The organism is Nostoc sp. DedQUE08, from assembly GCF_034530895.1.
GTDB lineage: Bacteria > Cyanobacteriota > Cyanobacteriia > Cyanobacteriales > Nostocaceae > Nostoc.
Genome location: NZ_JAVRCD010000069.1, coordinates 19782 through 39856, shown reverse-complemented (window position 1 = coordinate 39856; position 20075 = coordinate 19782). Strand labels below are relative to the sequence as shown.

The window sequence follows — 20075 nt, the reverse complement described above, 5'->3', positions numbered from 1 at the left end:
ATCGAGAGAGCCGAACAAATCACCTGGCTGTGCTTCGGATAATGCTGATTCTGAAGTTTCCCCAAAACTAATAGTTTCTGATAGTTCATCCACAGTATTCTCTGTGGTTTCCATCTGAATATAGGTCAATTCATTTGTCGTGACATCTTCAAACAGCAGTTGCGGATTTTCATCGAGAGAGCCGAACAAATCACCTGGCTGTGCTTCGGATAATGCTGATTCTGAATTTTCCTCAAAACTAATAGTTTCTGATAGTTCATCCACAGTATTCTCTGTGGTTTCCATCTGAATATAGGTCAATTCATTTGTCGTGACATCTTCAAACAGCAGTTGCGGATTTTCATCGAGAGAGCCGAACAAATCACCTGGCTGTGCTTCGGATAATGCTGATTCTGAAGTTTCCCCAAAACTAATGGTTTCTGATAGTTCGTCCACAGTATTCTCTGTGGTTTCCATTTGAATATAGGTCAATTCATTTGTTGCGACATCTTCAAACAAAAGTTGCGGATTCTCCTCAAAAGAGTCTAATGAATTAACTTCCAGATCGACAGCAGATATATCTGGGCTTCCATTAGTAAATTCTGGAACAAAATCTAAAGATTCTGGTTGTTGTGGCCTGAGAATTTCTTCTCCAGGATGCTGCGCGAACAAAGGCGTTTCAGGCGTGGAGGTATTGTTGATTATAGGAGAAATAGTTAAGTTACTTGATGTTAATTCATCAAATAAATTATCTCCAGAGTCTGATGATAATATTAAATCTAGCTGTTCTTGCTCCTGCAAATTAATATCAAAATCTTCTTCTATATCAAAACTGGCTATAGGAGAAGGTATGGACTGCTGATTATCAGCAAAAATGTCATCAGCCGCCGCAGTAAACAAACTTTCATCTAACGCCCTTTCTACATTCTGCTCAATTAAGGAATCGAATTCGTTCTTTTCCTCTGTGGTTTCCTGGTTCCAGAAGTTGCTCAGATCGTTTTCTGATTGAGAAAACTCAGGTTCTGTTACTGGAGGCGTATCAAATAAATCACTGATTTCTGGTTCACTTGTCGATAGTTGTGGCTGTTCTTCCATTTCAGCAAACAAGTTGTCCAAAGACAAGTCTGTTGGCTGGGGTAATTCTATGTAGTCACTAGGCGTAATTTCTTCTACCCAATTTGCATTTTTAGTTTCTAAGAATAAGTTATCAAAATTATTTTCTTGGTTAGTAGATAGTTCTACACTGGCGAACGGCTCAGTTTCTGGTTGAGTGACATTGCTAGTTGGCAATAGTTCATCATCATCTAACCCCAGTGTCAATAAATCTTCGACTACACTATTTTGGACAATCTCGCTATTAGTCTGGTTTGTATCACTAGAAATATCAATAAACTCTTGTAAAATTTCGTAAGAAGATGAGTCTAAATTTATCTCAAATTCGTTAATATCGCTCAACTCTAAAGGCGTAGCAGATGTTTGTTGATTTTGCGGTTCTGAATTATCTTTTTCTAGGAAATGGTCGCCAAATAACAAGGATAAATCTTCTGTTTTCGCGGTGGTTGTTGGGTGTAGCGCGTTGCTTATATCCTCATTAAAGGAGAGTAAGTCAGATAAATCGTTATGAGCGTCTTCAGCCTCAGTGCTGCTCAAATCAATTCCAAAGTCATCGATAGTAACAATATCTAAGGTTTCTTCTTGATGCCAGCTTTCATCTAGTTCGGGAGTCTCACCGTCAAATAAATCGGCAAGGGTATTTAACTCAGCTATTCCTACCTCTGGACCATTGGGATCGAGATTGTTACTGATTGGGTGTGCTTCGTCATGTGTGGTGAAAGTAAGACTAGTGTTTCTATTTTCGTTTAGTGGTATTCCTTGTAACTGAAGGGAGGGGCGTTCGTCGGAGACGTTGGCGTAGCTATCGCTACTATCTTTGTCTAGATTCAGTTCTTCAGTTGTCTGGGCTAACACCTTGGTGTCACCAGATAGAATTGGCTCTGATTCTGTCAGAACCGGAGATTGTTCATCAAATAAATCAGGGGTAATTTCTAATAACTCAATTTCTGCAAAGCTTAAAAGTGCCTCTAGTTGCTGACTAATTGCAATTTCGGCTTCTCTACCTTGCAGAACTAATTCTTGAGCTTGTTTGATTTCGGTAATGACAATTTTAGCTAAAGTCAGATAAGTATTTTCGGGATTGCCGATCGCACTGGCTGCTGCTTGACACAAACCACACCAGTTGGGCAAATTCCAAGTTTCACCAAGTTTGACTAACTGGTGACAGCATTGCTGGAGGTTTTGCCGAGTTGAAGGTGTTGTAGTTTGCTTAAATAATTGCAACATTTCCCGTAGTGTTTGCAGCACTTGGGCTTGAAACTCGCTCCAGTTATTATTTTCTTTAGCGGTGACTGGCGATAGCGCAGCGTTAGCGAGTCCGCGAGTGTCTAGGATCTCGTGGGGTGCTACCGAGTCTGGAGATTCCTGATGGGTGTCTTCTTCTGCCAGATCGGGAATATCTGGCCGCATGAAAATTCCTGTAAGTGTGGAGACATTCTCTATAGAGGTTGTAAGTTCTGTTGCGTCAGAACTGCTGGCTACTCCACTCTTTGCTTGTTCTACAAGTAGTTCCAGATGCTGATACAGCCATTGAAAAACTGGCTCAGTTTCTGACATCAAAGTATTAGCTGCATCTTCAGAAAGACCATAAGGCCCACTCAAATGCTCTAAAAGCGATTTTAGGGTATCTGAGACACCAAGAAATAAAGACTCTAACTTTTGGTCAATCTGAACCGGATTATCTTTGAGAATTTTGAAACAATCTTCCAGACGGTGGGAGGTATGCTGGATGCTAGTCAATCCAAGCATCGCCGCTCCTCCTTTGATGGAGTGAGCCGCCCGGAAGACCTCACTGATCATTTCCGGATCGTTCAGGGTACCCTCTAAATTCAGCAAGCCCTGCTCAATGGTATTCAGGTGATCCCTGGCTTCTTCGATAAAGTAACCCAAAATCCGCTGTTGTTGTTCCGGCAGCATAGTTTTTTAGTCAAGAGTCATTAGTCATTAGTTATTAGGCATTAGTCATTAGTCACTTGTACTGAGCGTTGCCGAAGTATTGGTCATTAGCAAATAACAAAGAACAAAGGACAAATGACAATTTATCTGGTTTCCATAGTTTCCACTCGGAAACGTTCAACGGAGGCGATCAAGTCACGGGATACACCTACTAAGTGTTGTAGGGCACCTGAAACTCGCTGTGCTTCTTGGGAAGTTTCTTGAGCGGTCAGTTCTACTGATTGCATTACATGAGCAACGGCGCGGGAGGTTTCCGTTTGTTCCACAGTGTCGCTAGTAATAGATCGCACAAGAATATCGATGCGATTCGCCACTTGAATAATGTTTTCGAGCGATCGCTTGGCATCTTCTGCCAATTTTGTACCTTTAATTACTTGTTGTGTGCCTTCTTCCATCGCGGTCATTACAGAGCCTGTTTCGCTTTGGATTTGCATCACAATTTGTTCAATTTCTTTCAGGGATTTGGCAGATTTATCTGCTAGCTGGCGCACTTCATCTGCAACGATCGCAAACCCGCGTCCCGCTTCTCCGGCTCTTGCCGCCTCAATACTAGCATTGAGTGCTAACAAGTTTGTTCTGGAAGCAATTTGAGAAATCAACGCCACAATTTTAGAAATTTCTTGGGAAGATTCCGCCAACCGCTTCACTTTGCGAGTGGTTTCGGCAACGGTTTCTCGAATTTCTAAAATCCCTGCTACGGTATTTTCTACTGCTTCGCCACCTTTCAAGGCGATCGTACTAGCATCACGAGCAACGGTTTCGGCTTCCCGCGCTGCCTCTGCTACCCGTTGAATCGAGTCGGTCATCACCTGTACAGAATTCAGCGTTACTGCCAACTCTTCTGCTTGCCGCAAAGCATCACTAGATAAAGCTCTCGCAAAGGTTTCAGAGTTGGTTGCACCTTTTGTCACATCCTTCGCCGCCACTTTTACCTGTTGCACAATATCCCGCAAGTTTTGAATTGTCAGGTTAAAGGCATCAGCTACGGCTCCTAGTACGTCGGCTGTCACTTCCGCTTGGACTGTTAAATCGCCTCTAGCAGCTCCTTCCACATCATCCAAGAGCCGAATCACCTGACGTTGAAGGTTTTCTTTGGCTTCTTCTTGTTCATCGGCTTTGCGTTGGGCTTCACTTGTGGTTGTGAAAATTACCCGCGCCATTTCATTAAAGCCAGTGGCTAAATGCCCCAATTCATCTTCGGAAAACACTGTGGCTTGAGCATTCAGATTTCCTTGACGTACAGCCTCAAACTGAGCTTGGAGGTCATCAGTTGTGCGCCGAATTTGTTTAAGCGCCAGATTCCCCATGAAGCCTGCGGTAGCAAAACCTGCAATCCCAGCGGCTAGTGACATTGCCCAACCTGTGTTTCGTACTGATTCTCGTTGTTGGGGTGGCGAAAATGTGGTAGCGACAAAACTAACTGTGGCTACAACCAGCGCCGAGACTATGCCCACACTTCCAGCAATTAGCCATTGTTTTCGTTCAATGGAGGCATTTTCTAATGGTGCTAACCATCCCTGCTCGATGCTGACGTTGGGTTCTAGTTTGGAGATATCTGTTTGGCTAAAGACTGGAACGGCTTCATGGGAACCAGTCATTGAGAAAAGTTCTTCTTCGCGATCGGCTGAATTACTTGCAAAAGCCTCTGCTACTTGAGGGCGTCCAGTGTCACTAGTTTCTGCTGGAGCAGAATGCATTGTGACATTACCGAAGTTAGAATCTCCTTCGATTAGGTCAAACCCTGGAATATTGCCTAAATCGTCAAATTCCTCAAAGTCATCTAAAAACTCGATATTGCTCTTAGAATTTTCTCCATTCAGTATATTGCTTGAGTCTTCATAAGAGTTTAAACCATCTGAGCCAAAGGCAGACTCAAATGCTTCCATATCAAAATTTTCATCATCATCGAAGCTATTTTTACCACTGAATTCACCTGATTTAAAATGCTTTTCTTCTCGAGGTAAATTACTATTAAAAGCTGATTCGTTATCGGGTAAATTCGACTGAGAATCTGATTTTGCTTCAATTTTTTTTGGTGTTAACCAGCTATGGGATTCGGTTTCAGATAAGTTATTTTGACTGCCGTATTCCAAGTTATTTGTTGTTGGCGAATCATTTCTCGGTTCTTCTGCAACAATCAGTAAAGTTTCGTCTCCAAAATTAGATTTTTTATATTCTAAATTTCCCATACTCTGATCTGGAGACTTTGGCTCACTCAACAAATCAGGGAAATGATTCTCGTTATTATCAGTTTGTGAATTAGAAGATGAAGAGTTATTATTATCAATAGTTGAATTTCCGTAAGGAGAATTTATCCCATTATCTGAGAATTGACTATTTGCTAATGATTCTTCAGAAATATCTTCTGAGATACTTTCCTGCCAAAAAGCAGGCAACTCTAATTCTGTGTTTTCCTCCCAGTTTTTATTTGGCTCTTGTTCCTGTGATTCTTCATTCATGGCAAAAGGGTCATCACCAAAAGCTATAGAAGAATCTGATATTTTTTCTGTTCCAATACTATCTTCTGTGGGCAGTTCGAATGGACTTTTTGAAGATGTATCTTCAACGCCATTCAGACTTTCTTGATGCTCTCCAAAAAAGTTCAAATCAAGATTGTCGCTGTCAAACTCTTGATTAGCGCTTAAATCTTCTAATTCTGATTCGCTATATGCCAGTGGATCGGATATCTCTGAAGAGTTTATTTCTTCTTGACTTTCTGATGGATCGAGCTGTCCACTAAATGATTCTAAATATTGATTGATATTGTCAATTCCATTCTTGGCAAAACCAATAATTTCTCGATCGTTAGTCAAGCCTAACACCTGCTGATATTCTTCTTTTGCTACATCATAGTGTTGTAAAACATAGTAGATGTGACCCCTCAACAAATGGGTATTGGGGTCATCTGGTAAATTTTGCACCACTTGGTCAATTAAAGTGGCCGCAACCTCATAATTTCTTTGAACATAGGCGGTCATCGCCTGTTGATATGTTGGCTCGTAATTATCAATACTTGCTGCCATTTCCTCCTCCAATTTCATCCTGCCCACCTAGCACTTCGTACAATTGCCATTTGATCGAGCAATCGGAGACACTGATTATTTTTAGCACCTAATGACCACTCTCCACGTAAAAAGGGAGCCATCGTATCTGGAACACTAGTTGGTGGCATGAGATTCTGGACATCCAACCAGTCCATACCACCGATTTCCTCTACTGCTAAACCCACTATTGTGTCTTGCTCTTCAATGGCAATCACCGAAATTTCAGCTCTATCCGTGTTTAATGCACCTGCTTCCCCCAGAAATTGACCCAAATCGGCCACCCAAATAACTCGACCTCGTAAATTTAGAGTACCCAAAAGTAAAGGAGAAGCATTAGGAATCGGGGTGATTCTGTCAGGACTTAGTTCAATTACCTCCCGGATGCCAGTTGCTTGTAGTGCAAACTCCTGATGCGAGGGAATGTAAAACCTCAAATGTAACTCACCTTCAGGACTTTCTACTTGTAATTCTGGTCGAAAGTGGTCTTGACCGCTGCCACTTAAAAAGTCCGGTTTGCTGACCATGTTGTTTTTATCCTTATCCTCGCAGCAGTTGTTTGACTGTTCCTACCAACTCGGTTGGTTGAAACGGTTTGGCTATGTAAGCGTCTGCACCCTGTTTCATGCCCCAATAGCGATCGAATTCTTCGCCTTTGGAAGAACACATAACCACTGGGACATTTTGGGTTTTTGGATCGGATTTTAACCGCCGACAAACTTCGTAGCCGTTCATTCGGGGCATGACAATATCTAATACCACTAAATCTGGAGGTGCTATTTGAATTGCCTCTAATGCTTCTAATCCATCACTAGCATGGGTAACTGTTAGGCCAGTTGCTTTCAGGAGGTCTGTAATCATCTCCCTTTGCGCTATACTGTCTTCCACAATCAGAACTGTGCTCATAATTGTCTATTTACCTCCTGATTTAGACGTTCCTAATTGGAACATTCCCTGATTCCTCCGCAAGTATTAACTGTATAAATTAATTTTAGGTTCTCACTATTTTCCTGGATATTGACGTTTCACTCAGTTAACTGACTCTGTGATAACATCTTTTTACTCATCTTTTAATAGATCAACAAATCTTGGATCTGTTTATTTGCCCAATGCCCCATGACGCCACTTGCTCCACTTGGGGAGACCCCAAGACCGCAGTGGCTCCCCCATGCCCAATACCCAGTGCCCTATTTTCATTGGTTGTTAATATATTTCTCTACGAGCATCAGTAACTCAGTGTCTGTAAACGGTTTTGTCAAATAATCTGTTGCCCCGACCATCCTAGCTTTGACTCTATCCATAAACCCATCTTTCCCAGTAAGCATGATAATCGGCGTGAGCCTAAATGCTGTTGAATGTCGCAGCATCGCGCAAACCTCGTATCCTTCCAATTCCGACATAGCAATGTCGCATAAAATTAAATCTGGTTTGAGTTGAAAAACCAGACTCAGTGCCTCTAAAGGATTGGTGAGAGCGATCGCTTCATAACCTTGTGGTTGTAAGATGGAATTTATAGTCTCACCGATGGCGATCGCATCGTCAATACATACTATCCGCCCCATCGGTTTTTCTTTCAATTCCCTGTTATCCGTGTGTGTATCTGGGTGATTAGTCTCTGAGTATACTAGTTGTAGCCAACTTTGTTGCACATAAGGATATATTGCCTTAGCGACTGTCAAAATGTCTCGGTTGAGATGGCGAGCTAGTTGTCGCAAGGATGTTTTACCATCAGCCCAATGTTGTAGCTTATTCACGGTTGCTTCTGGTAAAGAAGATTGTAGCTGAACTTTGTCAGATAGCACTGGCAATTGCTCTGGAGACTGAATGTGTGGATAGAGTTGTTTCCACTGTTGCAGCTGCTTAGTGATTTTTGTCACCAATGGAGCAATCTCATAAGTGTTTAATTGCGGGGCAAGTGCTGCACCCTGATGGAAAATGAAGTTACCTTGGCGTAAACTCAGCAAATCAAAGAGAGTTTCATGCACCAAACCGTAAATGATACTACCAGCTATCTTAGGGTTGATGATATTCCGCTCCAAGAGTGCCCAAAGATAGGCATACTCTGGCGCATCGGTTGGTGGTAGGGTGGCAATTTGTTTGTCGGTGAGTCGCATTTCAACTCGATAATGACGTAAATAATCACTAATTCTGGATAAACTACTCTCGCCTTCTTGGCAATAGATAATTTGACCATTCAGGAAAAAAACGAACCAAGACTGTTGTTTAGGGCGATAAATGTTTGCTCCATCTCCACCCAGTTTGTTGTTATGGTGAGAGCTATAAGCTTCCACCCATAGTTGCCCAGTTCGCTGTCCCAATTCAATCAATTGCAGGATACTGCAAATATCAATTTCATTTAAATTTCCCTGCATTTAGCTAAAAAGTACTCCTTAAGTATTGCTGAATTCTGAATCGTGAATTATGACTTATTCTTTAAGTATTGATTATGGAGTATTGAAAAGATTTTTACTCTATGTCTGATTGTCATTAGGGAATACATTAAACTATAAACCTTTATCTTTCGTAATACACTTTGACAAAGCTAGTGTTAACACGGAAGTCATCATCACTGTCATCAGTACAAAATATAAAGGCGCGACCAGATCGCTTCTATAAGTATCAAGACGTAACATCTTGCGTCTATAGTTTTGTCTGTCTTGTTCTTCTAAACCCTGGTTCAGTGAGACAAGTTAACAGAATTATTTAAGGTATATCTCAAAACACGAACTTTAAGTGCATCAATAAAGGACTAACGGTGTGCTGTATTTAGCAGAAGTACAAAAACAGAAAGGTGGTTTACTCAGTGGCGGTGGCAAAACCGAACTGAAACTGCTAGCTTGTCAGCGAACTGACCAGAATTGGAGTACTGTGTCGGAAGAGGTGATTGCCGCTGAGGACGCAAGCAAATTAAATGATGGTGCTTTGGTATTGGCTGAATTGAATCCGAATCGTCAAGTGCAGCGGATTCAAGAAGCAGGGCGTCCACTCGTCAACATTTTGCAGAATTTTTCCCGCCAGTTGGAGAAATTTAAGCTCAAGGAAGATGAGATCGATCAGTGGAAACAGTCACTAACATTTCAGGCGCAAGAGTTGAATCGCCGTGAAATGGACATGGAGGTAAGAGCAGAACAGTTGCAGCAATTGGAGGATGAGGTACAACATCTAGAGGAGCAAAAACAGGAAGTTGACACCTCGCGCCAGGAAATTGAACGATTACAAGGAGAAATTGAGCGCAACCGCCAAGAGTTGGAAGGCGCTTGGGAGCATTTACGGGGTGAGCAGCGTCGCCTGGAGGAACGCCAAGCGGATTTTCAACAAGGGACGGTTTTGGATGAGGAGCAAAGTCGAGTAATGAGTGAGTTACTCGATCGCTTGTCTAGTCGTATTACTCCTACGGAAACAGTTAGAGAACACCTGCATCTAGCCTTTGAATTAGTCGAAAAGCAGCAAGCGACTCTTACCCCACACTGGCAAAAACTGGAGGAGCATAAAAGTGCGATCGCACAACAGCAAGAAGAAGTTGAGCGCTTGTCACAAACCTTTAGCGATCGCCAAAATGCGTTGCAAGAAGCGCAAAATTCTCTAGTTCAGCAAAGAGCGCAATTGCAAATAAATACAGCAGACCTTACCAGTAAGCAAGAGTATGCTCAGCTCGTCAAAGAGCAGTTACGAAACGCCGAAGAGTTATATCAACAGATGCACTCTTTAGCTGCAACATCTGGTGATGTAGTTCTTGGCAAGGAAGCTGATGTGGAGGCTTTGGAAAAAATGCCTTTAGAAGAACTACAAAAGATAGTTCAAGACTTGCAGCATAAGTTAGAAATCGACGCTAGCTTTGTTCACGATCAAGAACAAGAACTGAAATATAAACAAGAAGCTATAGAAGAACTTCAAACTAAATTAAATCACGCATCTGACCATGACCACATCAATTTGGAACTAGAACTAACTGATGAAAAAGACCTTTATCAGATGCTAAATTCCAGTTTGGTGGGACAACGCCGCAATATGCTACAGCATCAGAAGTTTCTCAAGCAACATCAAACTGTACTGCTACGGCGGCAAGGACATACTGTTACTGAGGAAGAAAGTAACAACAAAATTAATTTAGAACCGATTCTGTTACAAATTGAAAATCAGCGACAACAATATTCACAAGAAATCCAAAAGCTGGAACGTGAAATTGAGCAGATTCGTTCTGGTGTTGAGCTAAATCAGGGAATGATTGACAATCAAACTCACGATCTAGATGAAAAGCGCCAAGAACTGAAAGCGATCGAGGAAAATTTGCTATCCCTACGAAGAACAACCGCTGAATTATCTGGTCGAGTGAATCTTTATCAAGAAGCACTGCAACCAATTCAGGATTCTCTAGATGGATTACGGCAAAAGCTGCAAGGAATTGCAGAATCTTTGGATCAATTCCAGGAAACTGGTGATTATCAAGTCCAAGCGATCGCTCAGTTGCGTCATACTCTCCAGAGTTTAATGCCTCAGCCGGAATTACTAGCTTCTTAAAAAGCAAATATACTAGGCGATTAGAAATCGCAGCTACGCAAACTCAAAGAATTTGAAACCCACGGAGGTGGGTTTTGTCTGTATAGCCGCGAATTCTATTCGCCAAGGCAGGTGTGTTTTTACAAAAGTCTGTAGACCATTTTGCTTTAGTAGCGAGCTTAGAGGATGTTTGAAAAGTTTTCTTCTCGGTAACAAAACGTTCTAGATCCCCCTAAATCCCCCGATAAATTGGGGGACTTTGATTCCGGTTCCCCCCTTTTTAAGGGGAGCCAGCGCGGTCTTGGGGGTTTCCCCCATGAGCGACTGGCGTGGGCTAGGGGGGATCGGTTAGTGCCTAAAATCACAGCCAACCACTTTTCAAACAACCTCTAAAGCTTGATAGCGCCAATTGCGTGCAGCACCTTCACTATTTACGGATAATATACAGAATCTTGTATAAATTCGCAGGTAAGTTATGAATGCATTGGAGATGTCCAAGGCAAAGCGGCGACGTTGCACCAATTGGCAATTATCTACACCAACAAAGGGGAAGTGGATCAAGCGATCGCACTTTTCAATCAGTCTTTAGAAATAAATGAACGCATTGGTAATGTCCAAGGCAAAGCGACGACGTTGGACTGTCTGGAGTATCTACGCCAACAAAGGGGAAGTGGATCAAGCGATCGCACTTTTCAATCAGTCTTTGGAAATAGATGAACGCATTGGAAATGTCCAAGGCATAGCGGGGACGTTGCACGAACTGAGAATTCTCTACGCTAACAAAGGGGAAGTGGATCAAGCGATCGCACTCTACAACCTGTCTTTAGAAATAAGTCAACGCATTGGTGCTGTCCGAACTCAAACAATGACTCTGCGGAGGTTAGGAGATTTGGCACAACAGCAGGGTGAATACACTAAAGCGATATCCTATTTGCAACCAGCTTCAGAGATTTTGCAGCGATTGCAGTCACCACACGCTGAAAGTGTGAGTGCAAGTCTTGATAGGATAATTCGTAATTCGTAATTACAGTACGGAAAGATTTTTTGTCTCACGCAGAGGCGTAGAGAAGAACGCGAGAGTGTTTTATAAATAAATGAAAATTGCTGTAATGAGTCTTTGATACTCGTTAACGAGTGTTTAATACTCGCGGACGAGTCTTTTATACTCGTGGAGGAGTCTTTTATACTCGTGAATGAGTCTTTGATACTCGTGGACGAGTCTTTGATACTTGTGAATGAGTCTTTGATACTCGTGAATGAGTCTTTTATACTCGCGGACGAGCCTTTTATACTCGTGGATGAGTCTTTGATACTCGCGGACGAGCCTTTTATACTCGTGGATGAGTCTTTGATACTCGCGGACGAGTCTTTACAGTAATTTAGGTGAGAGAATCAGGATCTATGCCGAGCGATCGCAACCGTTCTCGTAATAATTGGGTTTCTCGCTGTGCTTGTTGAGCTTTTTGTTCTGCTTGTTGAGCTTTTTGTTTTGCCTGCTGAACTTCTAGTTGAGCAAGTTTTTTGTCTTCTTCTGGTGTTAAAAACCTTTGTCCTTGTTGGTTATACCAATACATCCACTCCCGTGGTATGCCTAGATAAATTCCTCGTTCGATGCCAATTCCTAAACCTATTTCTGGCAACCAAACTGGATTTCCATCATGTAATTCATAAGTATTGTTAACTAATTTGTAAACTTCTAAACGTGGCTTACGGCGACGAAATGGGTTGTAAACTACATAATACAAAATTCCCAATCTTGCATACTCTGCTTTTTTGGTCGAGTACTCACCACGGTATGTTTTAGATACTACCTCCAAAACTAATATCGGTAGTTTCTTCTCTTCCCAAAGCACGTAACTGGGACGGAGGTTTTCATCATAAAATCGCTCTACGCCCAGACTCAAAAACCCATCTGGTACTATTGGCGGTAAGTCTGGATCGTAATAAATTCCCATGTCAACGCCAAAAAACCAATCCATGCGTTCAGGCCAAGCCATTGCCAAAAGTACTTTCAGTAAACCGGGAATCAAATCTTGTAATTCGTTATCCACTGGGGTGTCGTCAGAGTCTGGTAGTTCCTCTGATGAGGGCAAACAAGCTAATGGATCGTAATTTAGCATGATGGGCTGACTGTTTTTCGGTGATTAAGCTGTTACGCATACAACTTGCATTATCAGGGCGGGCTTTTCGGCTCACCCCACAATCATATTGAAAAAATATTAGTGCAAATTAAAGGCGCAACAGCTTAGTACATCTTTATTTTATTAATAAATTTTGATAGCAATTTAGAAGAACGCTAGAGTGTAATTTAACGTGAATTCAACAAATCTCTCCCTGCTTTGCAATAGCAATACTCAAAACTATTTCAAACAAATCCAATCGCCTTGTACTTGAGCGATCGCACCACCAGGAAATGGATCGGTTTGCGATCGGTTGGGCGCTATAATTAAAGCCGTTAATTTTTCAATGTGTTCAAAACTAGGAGCATCAGTCAGTATTTGCTGCAACACCTGACGCATCACCCGGCGTTGCAGTGCCAATGGTGCTTTCTGCAATACCCGACGATTTAACCTCAAGGGAAGAAGAGTAAGGGAATCTTCTTCATCCCCAATGCCCGTTTCCATAGCCTTTTCACGCAACTGCTGGGCAGCTTTTTCCAAATATTCCACTTCCGCTTGGAGAAGTTCTGCTGTTTGGGCTAGGGCTGATTCTACTTGGGGATTGAAATTTTCCCGTAAATATGGTGTTAATTCTTGGCGAATGCGGTTACGGGCATATTGCAAATCTTGATTGGTGGAATCTTCCCAAATTGGTAATTTAAATTCTTGACAAAATTGCTCTGTTTGTATCCGAGTAATTTCTAAAAGTGGACGTACTAACACAATGCCTGTACTTAGAGGGCGTTGCCAAGTTAGGGCTTGCAAACCATCAGCACCAGTACCGCGAATTAAGTTGTAGAGGAGAGTTTCGGCGCGATCGCTCTTCGTGTGTCCTGTAACTATATATTGATAATTATTTGCTTTGGCGATCGCACTTAAAGCTTGATAGCGCCAATCGCGTGCAGCAGCTTCACTATTTATCGGTTTGTTTGCTGTTTCTAAATAAAAAGATATACCCCAAGTTTTAGCTAAATTTTCGACGTGGTTAGCATTAGCTTCGGAGTCAGAACGCCAGCGATGATCGCAGTGAGCAATACCTAAATACCATCCCCATTTGAGTTGTAAATCTAAAAGTAATTTTATTAAACACAGAGAATCTTGTCCGCCGGAGACAGCGATTAATAGCCGCTGGTTTCGCTCAAACAAATGGCGCGATCGGATTGTGCGATGGATTTTTGCATGTAAGGGAGTCCATACCATTTTATGTTTTCAGCGCACACAGACACAGATAATTTTCTATTATATCTGTATATATCAACTTGGGTATTAGTTTTTACCTTCATTCAATTGCTATCGAAGGTCGTCAAGGGGAGAGTTTTCGTGTTTGATGTCTAATCGATTATCTTCGATTTCAGTTTCATCAGGGCAAAATTCTAAGCACACTCTAATTTTACCTGTTCGCCATTGTTGACCGGGTATTAAAATACAACATTCAAACCCTTCTCCAAATACTCTCGATCCTGACGATGTAAAGTGTTCTGCCCAAATTTTTTTGATTTCCTTGAATAACTGAAACACTATTTGAGTGCGGGGTAAATTTTCAAATGCTTCTTGATGAAAATGCACAACGTCATCATCAGAATTTAGAGGTTCCCATTCATCATTCATAATCAATTTCCTGTAACTAAATTTATAGTTCCCAAGAGTTCGGAATTAATTGTTTGGATTTGACTTATAACTGCAACTTATTTAACTATCACTGCTAAGTAGGTCGGTGTAAAAATTTATTGTTGGGATAAGGCAAGAAGCAGGAGGAAAAAGGGTTTTAGTTTAGTTTATCTTTCTTCACATAGTTTGGTTTTATTGTGCCAACTTACTTAGTTGTGGGAAAGTAATGAAGAGATCCTGAGTACAGTTAGCGGTAGCGGAGCGTTTAGCCCATGCTGAGTAATGATAATCGGACTGAAGATGAGGCGATAGAGATAATTTACTTACAAATAATGGTGTTAACTATAACCGAGTATATTTTTCCCATCCAAGGGTGAGGGACATTATACATCATAAATTTCTGTTGTAATTAGTGCTGGGTAGAGCTAGCGTAAAGTGGACAATTTGACAATCTTTAATACTCAAACCACTTGGCGTATAGTCATAATCTGTCCGCACGCAAGAAGAACGTAAGACACTTAATATATGGTTCAGAATCTCGAAAGAACACGCCAGAGTGCAAGGTTTCCAGAAACTGCACCGGCTGCTAATCCCGTATTTTTTAGAACCTATAGCCGCCGTACAAAGGCGGGACTTAGGGAAACATGGGATGAGGTATGCGATCGCACTATACTCGGCTTAGTCGAGTTGGGAAAGCTAACTCAAGAAGAAGCTGCCACACTGGATAAGATGCAGCGTAACTTGAAAGCTATGCCCAGTGGGCGCTGGCTATGGGTTGGTGGTACAGACTGGATAACCAAGCCCAAGAACTTTTCCGGCGCTTATAATTGCACCTCTACCAATCTCGAAGACTGGAGTGCCTTCGGGTTAATGATGGATCTGGCAATGATGGGCTGTGGTACTGGAGCCGTCTTAGAACCACAATTTATTAACCAGTTGCCCCCCATCCGTAATCAACTGAATGTCACTGTACAAGGTGAAATTGGCAGCACTCCTGTGCAACAGCGACGTGAATATACTCAAACTCATATACAAGGAAATAACGTCACTATTCACGTTGGAGATAGCCGTGAAGGTTGGGTTGAATCATATCAAACCCTATTAGAACTTTCCAGTAACGAACAATTCTCAAAAGAAGTTGAAGTATTAGTTGATATCAGTGATGTCCGAAAAGCAGGAGAAACTCTCAACGGCTTTGGAGGAGTTGCTAATCCTGTAAAATTACCTGTACTGTATCAAGGGTGTGCATCTATTCTCAATAAAGCTTTAGGACGACAATTAAATTCAGTTGAATGCTGTCTATTAATCGATCAAGCTGCTGTCACAATTGTTGCCGGTAACATACGAAGAAGTGCGGGGATGCGTCAGTTTATTGCTGACGATGAACAAGGAGCCACCGCCAAAGATAACTTATGGCAGCAAGATGAAAATGGCAACTGGCGAATCGATCCTGAGCGTGATGCGCTCAGGATGGCAAACCATACCAGAGTTTTTCACCGCAAGCCGACCTTAGAAGAATGTGTTGGTGCTGTCCGCAAACAATATTACAGTGGTGAGGGAGCGATTCAATGGGCTGGTGAAGCCGTAGCGCGATCGAACATTGATTTGCTGCCAACACAATCTGACAAAGTTGAGTTTTTACAAGCTTATGAACAAGGAACAGCAAAACAATGGTTACAGGAACGTCATTCAAATCTGGATGCTAATGAGTTAGAACATCGTTTAGCTCGCTATGGGCTAAATCCGTGTGGTAAGTGATTTTGCCTCACGTTAAAAACCTCGCAAAAACGGGGAAAGCTGAGATGCTAATCCCGTGGTAATCAAAGGAACTAAAAAGCCTTTGACACCGTACAGCGTAGAGAGTGAAACTAGATTGTATGAGAAATTGGTGTCTAGAATATAATCTCTCCAAGAGTGCGGGGGTGGATGTGAAAAACACTTGTGTTGAGCGGAGCCGAAACACTTTTATAATCTCAAGTCACATTTGCAAAATGTACGCGGAGCTACTGCAAATAATCAAGCAGTAGAACTAGGGGATAAAAAGCCTTTAGGGTAACAAAGAAAGGAAATCATCGGCAGTAATTTTCACTGCAATTTGTCTGAGGTTCACCTTAATCAAATCGACCCACGTAACTATAAAGAACAAGAAGAAGCTTTCACTGCTGGAGCGCTATCTGTAGCAGCACTTTTAAATCACAAATTCCTGGAACCACGCTATCAATACAGCCGTGAATTAGACCCGATTGTGGGAGTTTCTTTTACAGGTTTATTTGATTTCTTTGTCCATGCTTTTGGTGTTGATTGGCTGCGCTGGTGGGAAGCCGGAAGACCTGCAACTCCACAAGGATTAGCTTTCAAGCGCGAGGAAGAGAAATATCTCAGTTCTTGGAGAGATATTGTACATCGCGTAGTTTGGGATTATTGCGATCGCCACAATCTCAAGCGCCCAAATCGTTGTACCACAGTGCAACCGAGTGGTACTAAGGCTTTATTAACTAATGCTAGTTCGGGGTGGCATCCTCCTAAAGCGCAAAGATTCATTCGTCGGATCACCTTCGGTAAAAATGACCCAGTAGCTTTAGCTTGTATTGATTATGGTTACAACGTCATTCCCTCTCAATCTGATAAAGATGAACAAGGCAATTTGCTCAACGATCCCTTCGATCCGCGGGTGAGTGAATGGCTAGTGGAAATCCCTGTTTCTGTAACTTGGGCTGATTTACCAGGGGCTGATAAAATTGATGTTTCTAAGTTTTCAGTCTCAGCCCAATTTGATTTTGTCCTCCAGGTTCAACGTTGGTACGTGACTCACAACACATCAGCTACTTTGGAACTTCGCTCTGATGAAATTGAGCCTTTGGGACAGCGCATTTACGAAACCATTCAGAATGATGAGGGATATATTTCAGCGGCTCTTTTAGCGCGTTTTGACGATTTGCAATCATTCCCACGTTTGCCATTTGAACCAATAAATAAATCAACCTACGATCGCTTAACTCAAGAGGTGAAAGCGCGACGCAAAACAGATGATTTCTGTGCAGTACTAAGCCGCTACGATTTAGGCGAAATGACAGAGGCTGGCCCTAGTGGTTGTGATTCTGATAAGTGTATGTTTCCCGATCGGGAACCAAGCTCGTAACGCGAAATGATCGGGGAGTAGGGAGTGGGGGACAAGGAGGACAAGGAGGACAAGGAGGACAAGGGGGACAAGGAGATAAACAAAACTTCTAACTCTTAACTCCTAACTCCTAACTCCTAACTCAGCACTCATTACTCATTACTCATTACTCAACACTGTTTTGCCCAATGCCCCATGCCCAATGCCCAATCCTTTAACACGTTACGATCAATTAAGAAGTAATAATTTTTTACGGCAGTGCCAGGAGTCTTTTTATGTTCATTAATGAATTGTCACCTATATTCAGAGAATTTACTCAGCATCCAGTCTCATTTGTAGGTGGGTTTTTCTCTGGTGTGCTTCGACTCAATCTTGCAGACGATCCAGTTAAAAGCTGGTTAGATAAACAGATCCGCTCAAATAGTTACACCAGCATCACAACGGATGCACATAACGGCAAAGCCAGTGGTCCTCAGCAGATTTCGATTGACTAAAAACTCCAACCTGACATAGTTTAATTTACTACAAAATAAGGAGTCAGTGCTGCCGATGGTAGCGCTGACTCCTACTTTTTACAATCAACATCTTGGCATTTGTTACTTTTGCAAGGTGTCAATTGTACTCCTGCAAAGAAGCAAGCTACAAAGATGTGATGATGAATTACCAACTAAGATTAACTGCGTTGCCAAATTTTAATTGTCTTATCCAAACTGCCACTGACTAACATTTCGCCGGAAGCTGTGAAGGCTAATGCTGTGACTATATTCCCATGACCTGTAAACGTAGCCAGCAATTCCCCGGTTTGTAAATGCCACAATTTGATGGTTTTATCAGCACTACCGCTAGCGATAATTTGTCCATCGGGACTTAAAGCGATCGCATATACCCGATCTCTATGTCCTTTAAGCGTATGAAGTAATTCCCCAGTCTCCAATTGCCAAACTTTAATCGTTTGATCCCAACTACCACTCACGAGCAGTTTAGCATCTGCACTGATTGCTAAGGAACAAACGATGTGAGAATGACCCATGAGGGTATGCAGTGGTTGTGCATCTTTTAAACTTTTGATTCCCGTTTGCGGTGAGGTGCGCCAAACTTTGATTTTGCGGTAGCTACCTGTAACGAGAGTTTCGCCGTCTCGACTTAAAACTAGGGAATGAGCAGCTGTATCATCTAAGGAAAGTGCGATCGCAACCTGACGATGCATCAAATCCCAAAAGAGAATTTTTCTGTCATCTCCGCCTGTCGCTAACATTCTGCCATCTGGGGTGAAAGCAGCACACCGCACTACCCCATTGTGTTTGTGCAAAATATCTATCAAGTCTAAAGCGCCTACGTGCCAAAGCTTAATTGTCGAATCTGCACCGCAACTGACTAAAGTCTGTCCATCTGAACTAAAAGCTAGGGAATTCACTTCATCCACCAGCCCAGATATTACCCAAGGATACTCTGATAATGTCTCTATTAATTCACCCTTGCTTAAATCCCAGAGTTTCGTCTCGCCACGACTACCACTTGCCAAAATGGGTAAGGCTTTGCCATTATTACACCCGGAACTGAAAGCTAGGCAATTAATCCCTCTGGTGTGTCCTTGCAAAGTCTGCCAGCATTCCCAGTCACCGATTATAGCTTTGAGACAATGTTCTGATGGTAGAGTCTGTATTGTATCTGCGATCGCTCTCTCATTAATTACTGGCGACGTGTCTTTTTTACCCATCAGTGATTCTAAATACCAACTTAACCCCCCTGCATATAACAAATTACTCGGAGTGACATACAGTTTTGGTTCGCTAACTTCAAGTTGATTTGTAGGTAAAAATCCCGTTATTATACTTTGCTTCTCGTAACCTAAATTACCTGTAGATGGATAAAATAAACAGAGAAAAATTAATACTTGGTGGTTTTTTAAATCTTCTTGAGTAACCGACCACCTAATTTTGTCTTTCTTAATACCATTAAAACTTTCTCCATCAGCAACGTAAACTTGAACACTTAGCTGAGGATGATCTTTGAGTATATAAGGAAATTTACTTTCGCCACCCAAATTTCCCTCATCATCTAAAATCATGTTTTGCAAAGTATCTTGTGACACCTTTTTTACTAACTTGCCCAAGCGTTCGCTTATTACCCTGTCAACAATATGCTCCCGGAAAAGATAATCTTGGGCTTGTTGTTGGAAGTATTTAGGAAAAGGTATCGTCCAGTCAGGAGGCTCAGGATATTCCGGCGGCGTCGGCGGCGGATTTTTGGCGAGAACTTCTGCTTGTTGACGAGAAAGTTCTTGGAGTCTAGCCAATGGCTCGCCCCAAAAGGCTATAACTTCAGTGTGACAACCTTTAACTTGACTTTCCAGCAAAGATAAGTCATAAGTTTTAGGTTTTTTCACACGTTGAAGGAAGTCAATTTGTTGAGCTTTGAGTAAGCTAATCCAATCCATCTACATTCCTGCGGCAAACTATTGCATACCTACGGTAAGCTATACAAACGCAATTACTCAAGTTTATAACCTTAGTTAATTAAAAATTCAGTAATATTAACAGTCTAAAAAAACACAGCCATTGACAAATGTTTCCGGGAAAGAGATAGATGGATAGCACTTAGACA

At 42.0% G+C, this 20075-nt stretch carries 12 protein-coding genes and 2 pseudogenes; 5 read left to right on the top strand and 9 right to left on the bottom strand.

The genetic code is table 11. The features are described 5' to 3' along the window. The 5 genes from RMY64_RS31240 to RMY64_RS31220 form a co-directional block, all read right to left on the bottom strand. Positions 1-3009: Hpt domain-containing protein (locus RMY64_RS31240; protein ID WP_322702067.1), on the bottom strand; the 3009-nt coding region annotated here is incomplete at its 3' end. Between the two features lie 122 nt (positions 3010-3131). After that, positions 3132-6071: a methyl-accepting chemotaxis protein gene (locus RMY64_RS31235; protein ID WP_322702066.1), complete on the bottom strand. Its 2940-nt coding sequence runs from the start codon at positions 6069-6071 to the stop codon at positions 3132-3134. 14 nt (positions 6072-6085) lie between these two features. After that, entirely contained in the window at positions 6086-6616 is a 531-nt protein-coding gene (locus tag RMY64_RS31230) for a chemotaxis protein CheW (protein ID WP_094352320.1), read from the bottom strand. Positions 6617-6629: 13 nt separating this feature from the next. Then, positions 6630-6995, bottom strand: a complete 366-nt coding sequence (locus RMY64_RS31225; protein ID WP_069073698.1) for a response regulator transcription factor — start codon at positions 6993-6995, stop codon at positions 6630-6632. A gap of 287 nt (positions 6996-7282) precedes the next feature. Further along, a complete protein-coding gene (locus tag RMY64_RS31220; RefSeq protein WP_322675051.1) occupies positions 7283-8461 on the bottom strand; it encodes a response regulator in 1179 nt (392 codons plus the stop codon). Between the two features lie 385 nt (positions 8462-8846). On the opposite strand from RMY64_RS31220, the gene hmpF reads away from it, so the two are divergent. Further along, positions 8847-10607, top strand: coding sequence for a pilus motility taxis protein HmpF (hmpF, locus tag RMY64_RS31215; protein ID WP_322675052.1), 1761 nt, complete (start codon positions 8847-8849; stop codon positions 10605-10607). A 574-nt stretch (positions 10608-11181) separates the two neighbouring features. Further along, on the top strand, positions 11182-11610 hold the full coding sequence (locus RMY64_RS31210; RefSeq protein ID WP_322675053.1) for a tetratricopeptide repeat protein: 429 nt from the start codon (positions 11182-11184) through the stop codon (positions 11608-11610). A 355-nt stretch (positions 11611-11965) separates the two neighbouring features. On the opposite strand, the gene RMY64_RS31205 is transcribed toward RMY64_RS31210, so the two are convergent. The 3 genes from RMY64_RS31205 to RMY64_RS31195 form a co-directional block, all read right to left on the bottom strand. Continuing rightward, positions 11966-12706: a Uma2 family endonuclease gene (locus RMY64_RS31205; RefSeq protein WP_322684088.1), complete on the bottom strand. Its 741-nt coding sequence runs from the start codon at positions 12704-12706 to the stop codon at positions 11966-11968. Positions 12707-12946: 240 nt separating this feature from the next. Then, positions 12947-13945: a tRNA lysidine(34) synthetase TilS gene (tilS, locus tag RMY64_RS31200; protein WP_322702065.1), complete on the bottom strand. Its 999-nt coding sequence runs from the start codon at positions 13943-13945 to the stop codon at positions 12947-12949. Between the two features lie 90 nt (positions 13946-14035). Then, entirely contained in the window at positions 14036-14353 is a 318-nt protein-coding gene (locus RMY64_RS31195) for a KGK domain-containing protein (protein ID WP_322702064.1), read from the bottom strand. 525 nt (positions 14354-14878) lie between these two features. Between RMY64_RS31195 and nrdJ (RMY64_RS31190) the strand changes: the two are divergent. The 3 genes and pseudogenes from nrdJ (RMY64_RS31190) to RMY64_RS31180 all read left to right on the top strand — a co-directional run. Further along, positions 14879-16108, top strand: a pseudogene (gene nrdJ, locus RMY64_RS31190) (ribonucleoside-triphosphate reductase, adenosylcobalamin-dependent); the annotation flags it as partial. Positions 16109-16418: 310 nt separating this feature from the next. After that, positions 16419-17492: pseudogene (nrdJ, locus tag RMY64_RS31185) on the top strand (ribonucleoside-triphosphate reductase, adenosylcobalamin-dependent); the annotation flags it as partial. A 254-nt stretch (positions 17493-17746) separates the two neighbouring features. Further along, positions 17747-17965, top strand: a complete 219-nt coding sequence (locus tag RMY64_RS31180; protein ID WP_322675059.1) for a hypothetical protein — start codon at positions 17747-17749, stop codon at positions 17963-17965. 179 nt (positions 17966-18144) lie between these two features. Here RMY64_RS31180 and RMY64_RS31175 read toward each other — a convergent pair whose 3' ends face one another. Continuing rightward, positions 18145-19908, bottom strand: a complete 1764-nt coding sequence (locus tag RMY64_RS31175) for a WD40 repeat domain-containing protein (protein ID WP_322702063.1) — start codon at positions 19906-19908, stop codon at positions 18145-18147. Between the last annotated feature and the right edge of the window lie 167 nt (positions 19909-20075).

Bases quoted from the DNA above. Each gene is read 5' to 3' on its own strand.
- RMY64_RS31235 (WP_322702066.1), bottom strand. From the start codon at position 6,071: ATGGCAGCAAGTATTGATAATTACGAGCCAACATATCAACAGGCGATG.
- RMY64_RS31175 (WP_322702063.1), bottom strand. From the start codon at position 19,908: ATGGATTGGATTAGCTTACTCAAAGCTCAACAAATTGACTTCCTTCAA.
- RMY64_RS31225 (WP_069073698.1), bottom strand. From the start codon at position 6,995: ATGAGCACAGTTCTGATTGTGGAAGACAGTATAGCGCAAAGGGAGATG.
- RMY64_RS31195 (WP_322702064.1), bottom strand. From the start codon at position 14,353: ATGAATGATGAATGGGAACCTCTAAATTCTGATGATGACGTTGTGCAT.
- RMY64_RS31220 (WP_322675051.1), bottom strand. From the start codon at position 8,461: ATGCAGGGAAATTTAAATGAAATTGATATTTGCAGTATCCTGCAATTG.
- RMY64_RS31210 (WP_322675053.1), top strand. From the start codon at position 11,182: ATGAACGCATTGGTAATGTCCAAGGCAAAGCGACGACGTTGGACTGTC.
- RMY64_RS31230 (WP_094352320.1), bottom strand. From the start codon at position 6,616: ATGGTCAGCAAACCGGACTTTTTAAGTGGCAGCGGTCAAGACCACTTT.
- RMY64_RS31180 (WP_322675059.1), top strand. From the start codon at position 17,747: ATGTTCATTAATGAATTGTCACCTATATTCAGAGAATTTACTCAGCAT.
- RMY64_RS31205 (WP_322684088.1), bottom strand. From the start codon at position 12,706: ATGCTAAATTACGATCCATTAGCTTGTTTGCCCTCATCAGAGGAACTA.
- tilS (WP_322702065.1), bottom strand. From the start codon at position 13,945: ATGGTATGGACTCCCTTACATGCAAAAATCCATCGCACAATCCGATCG.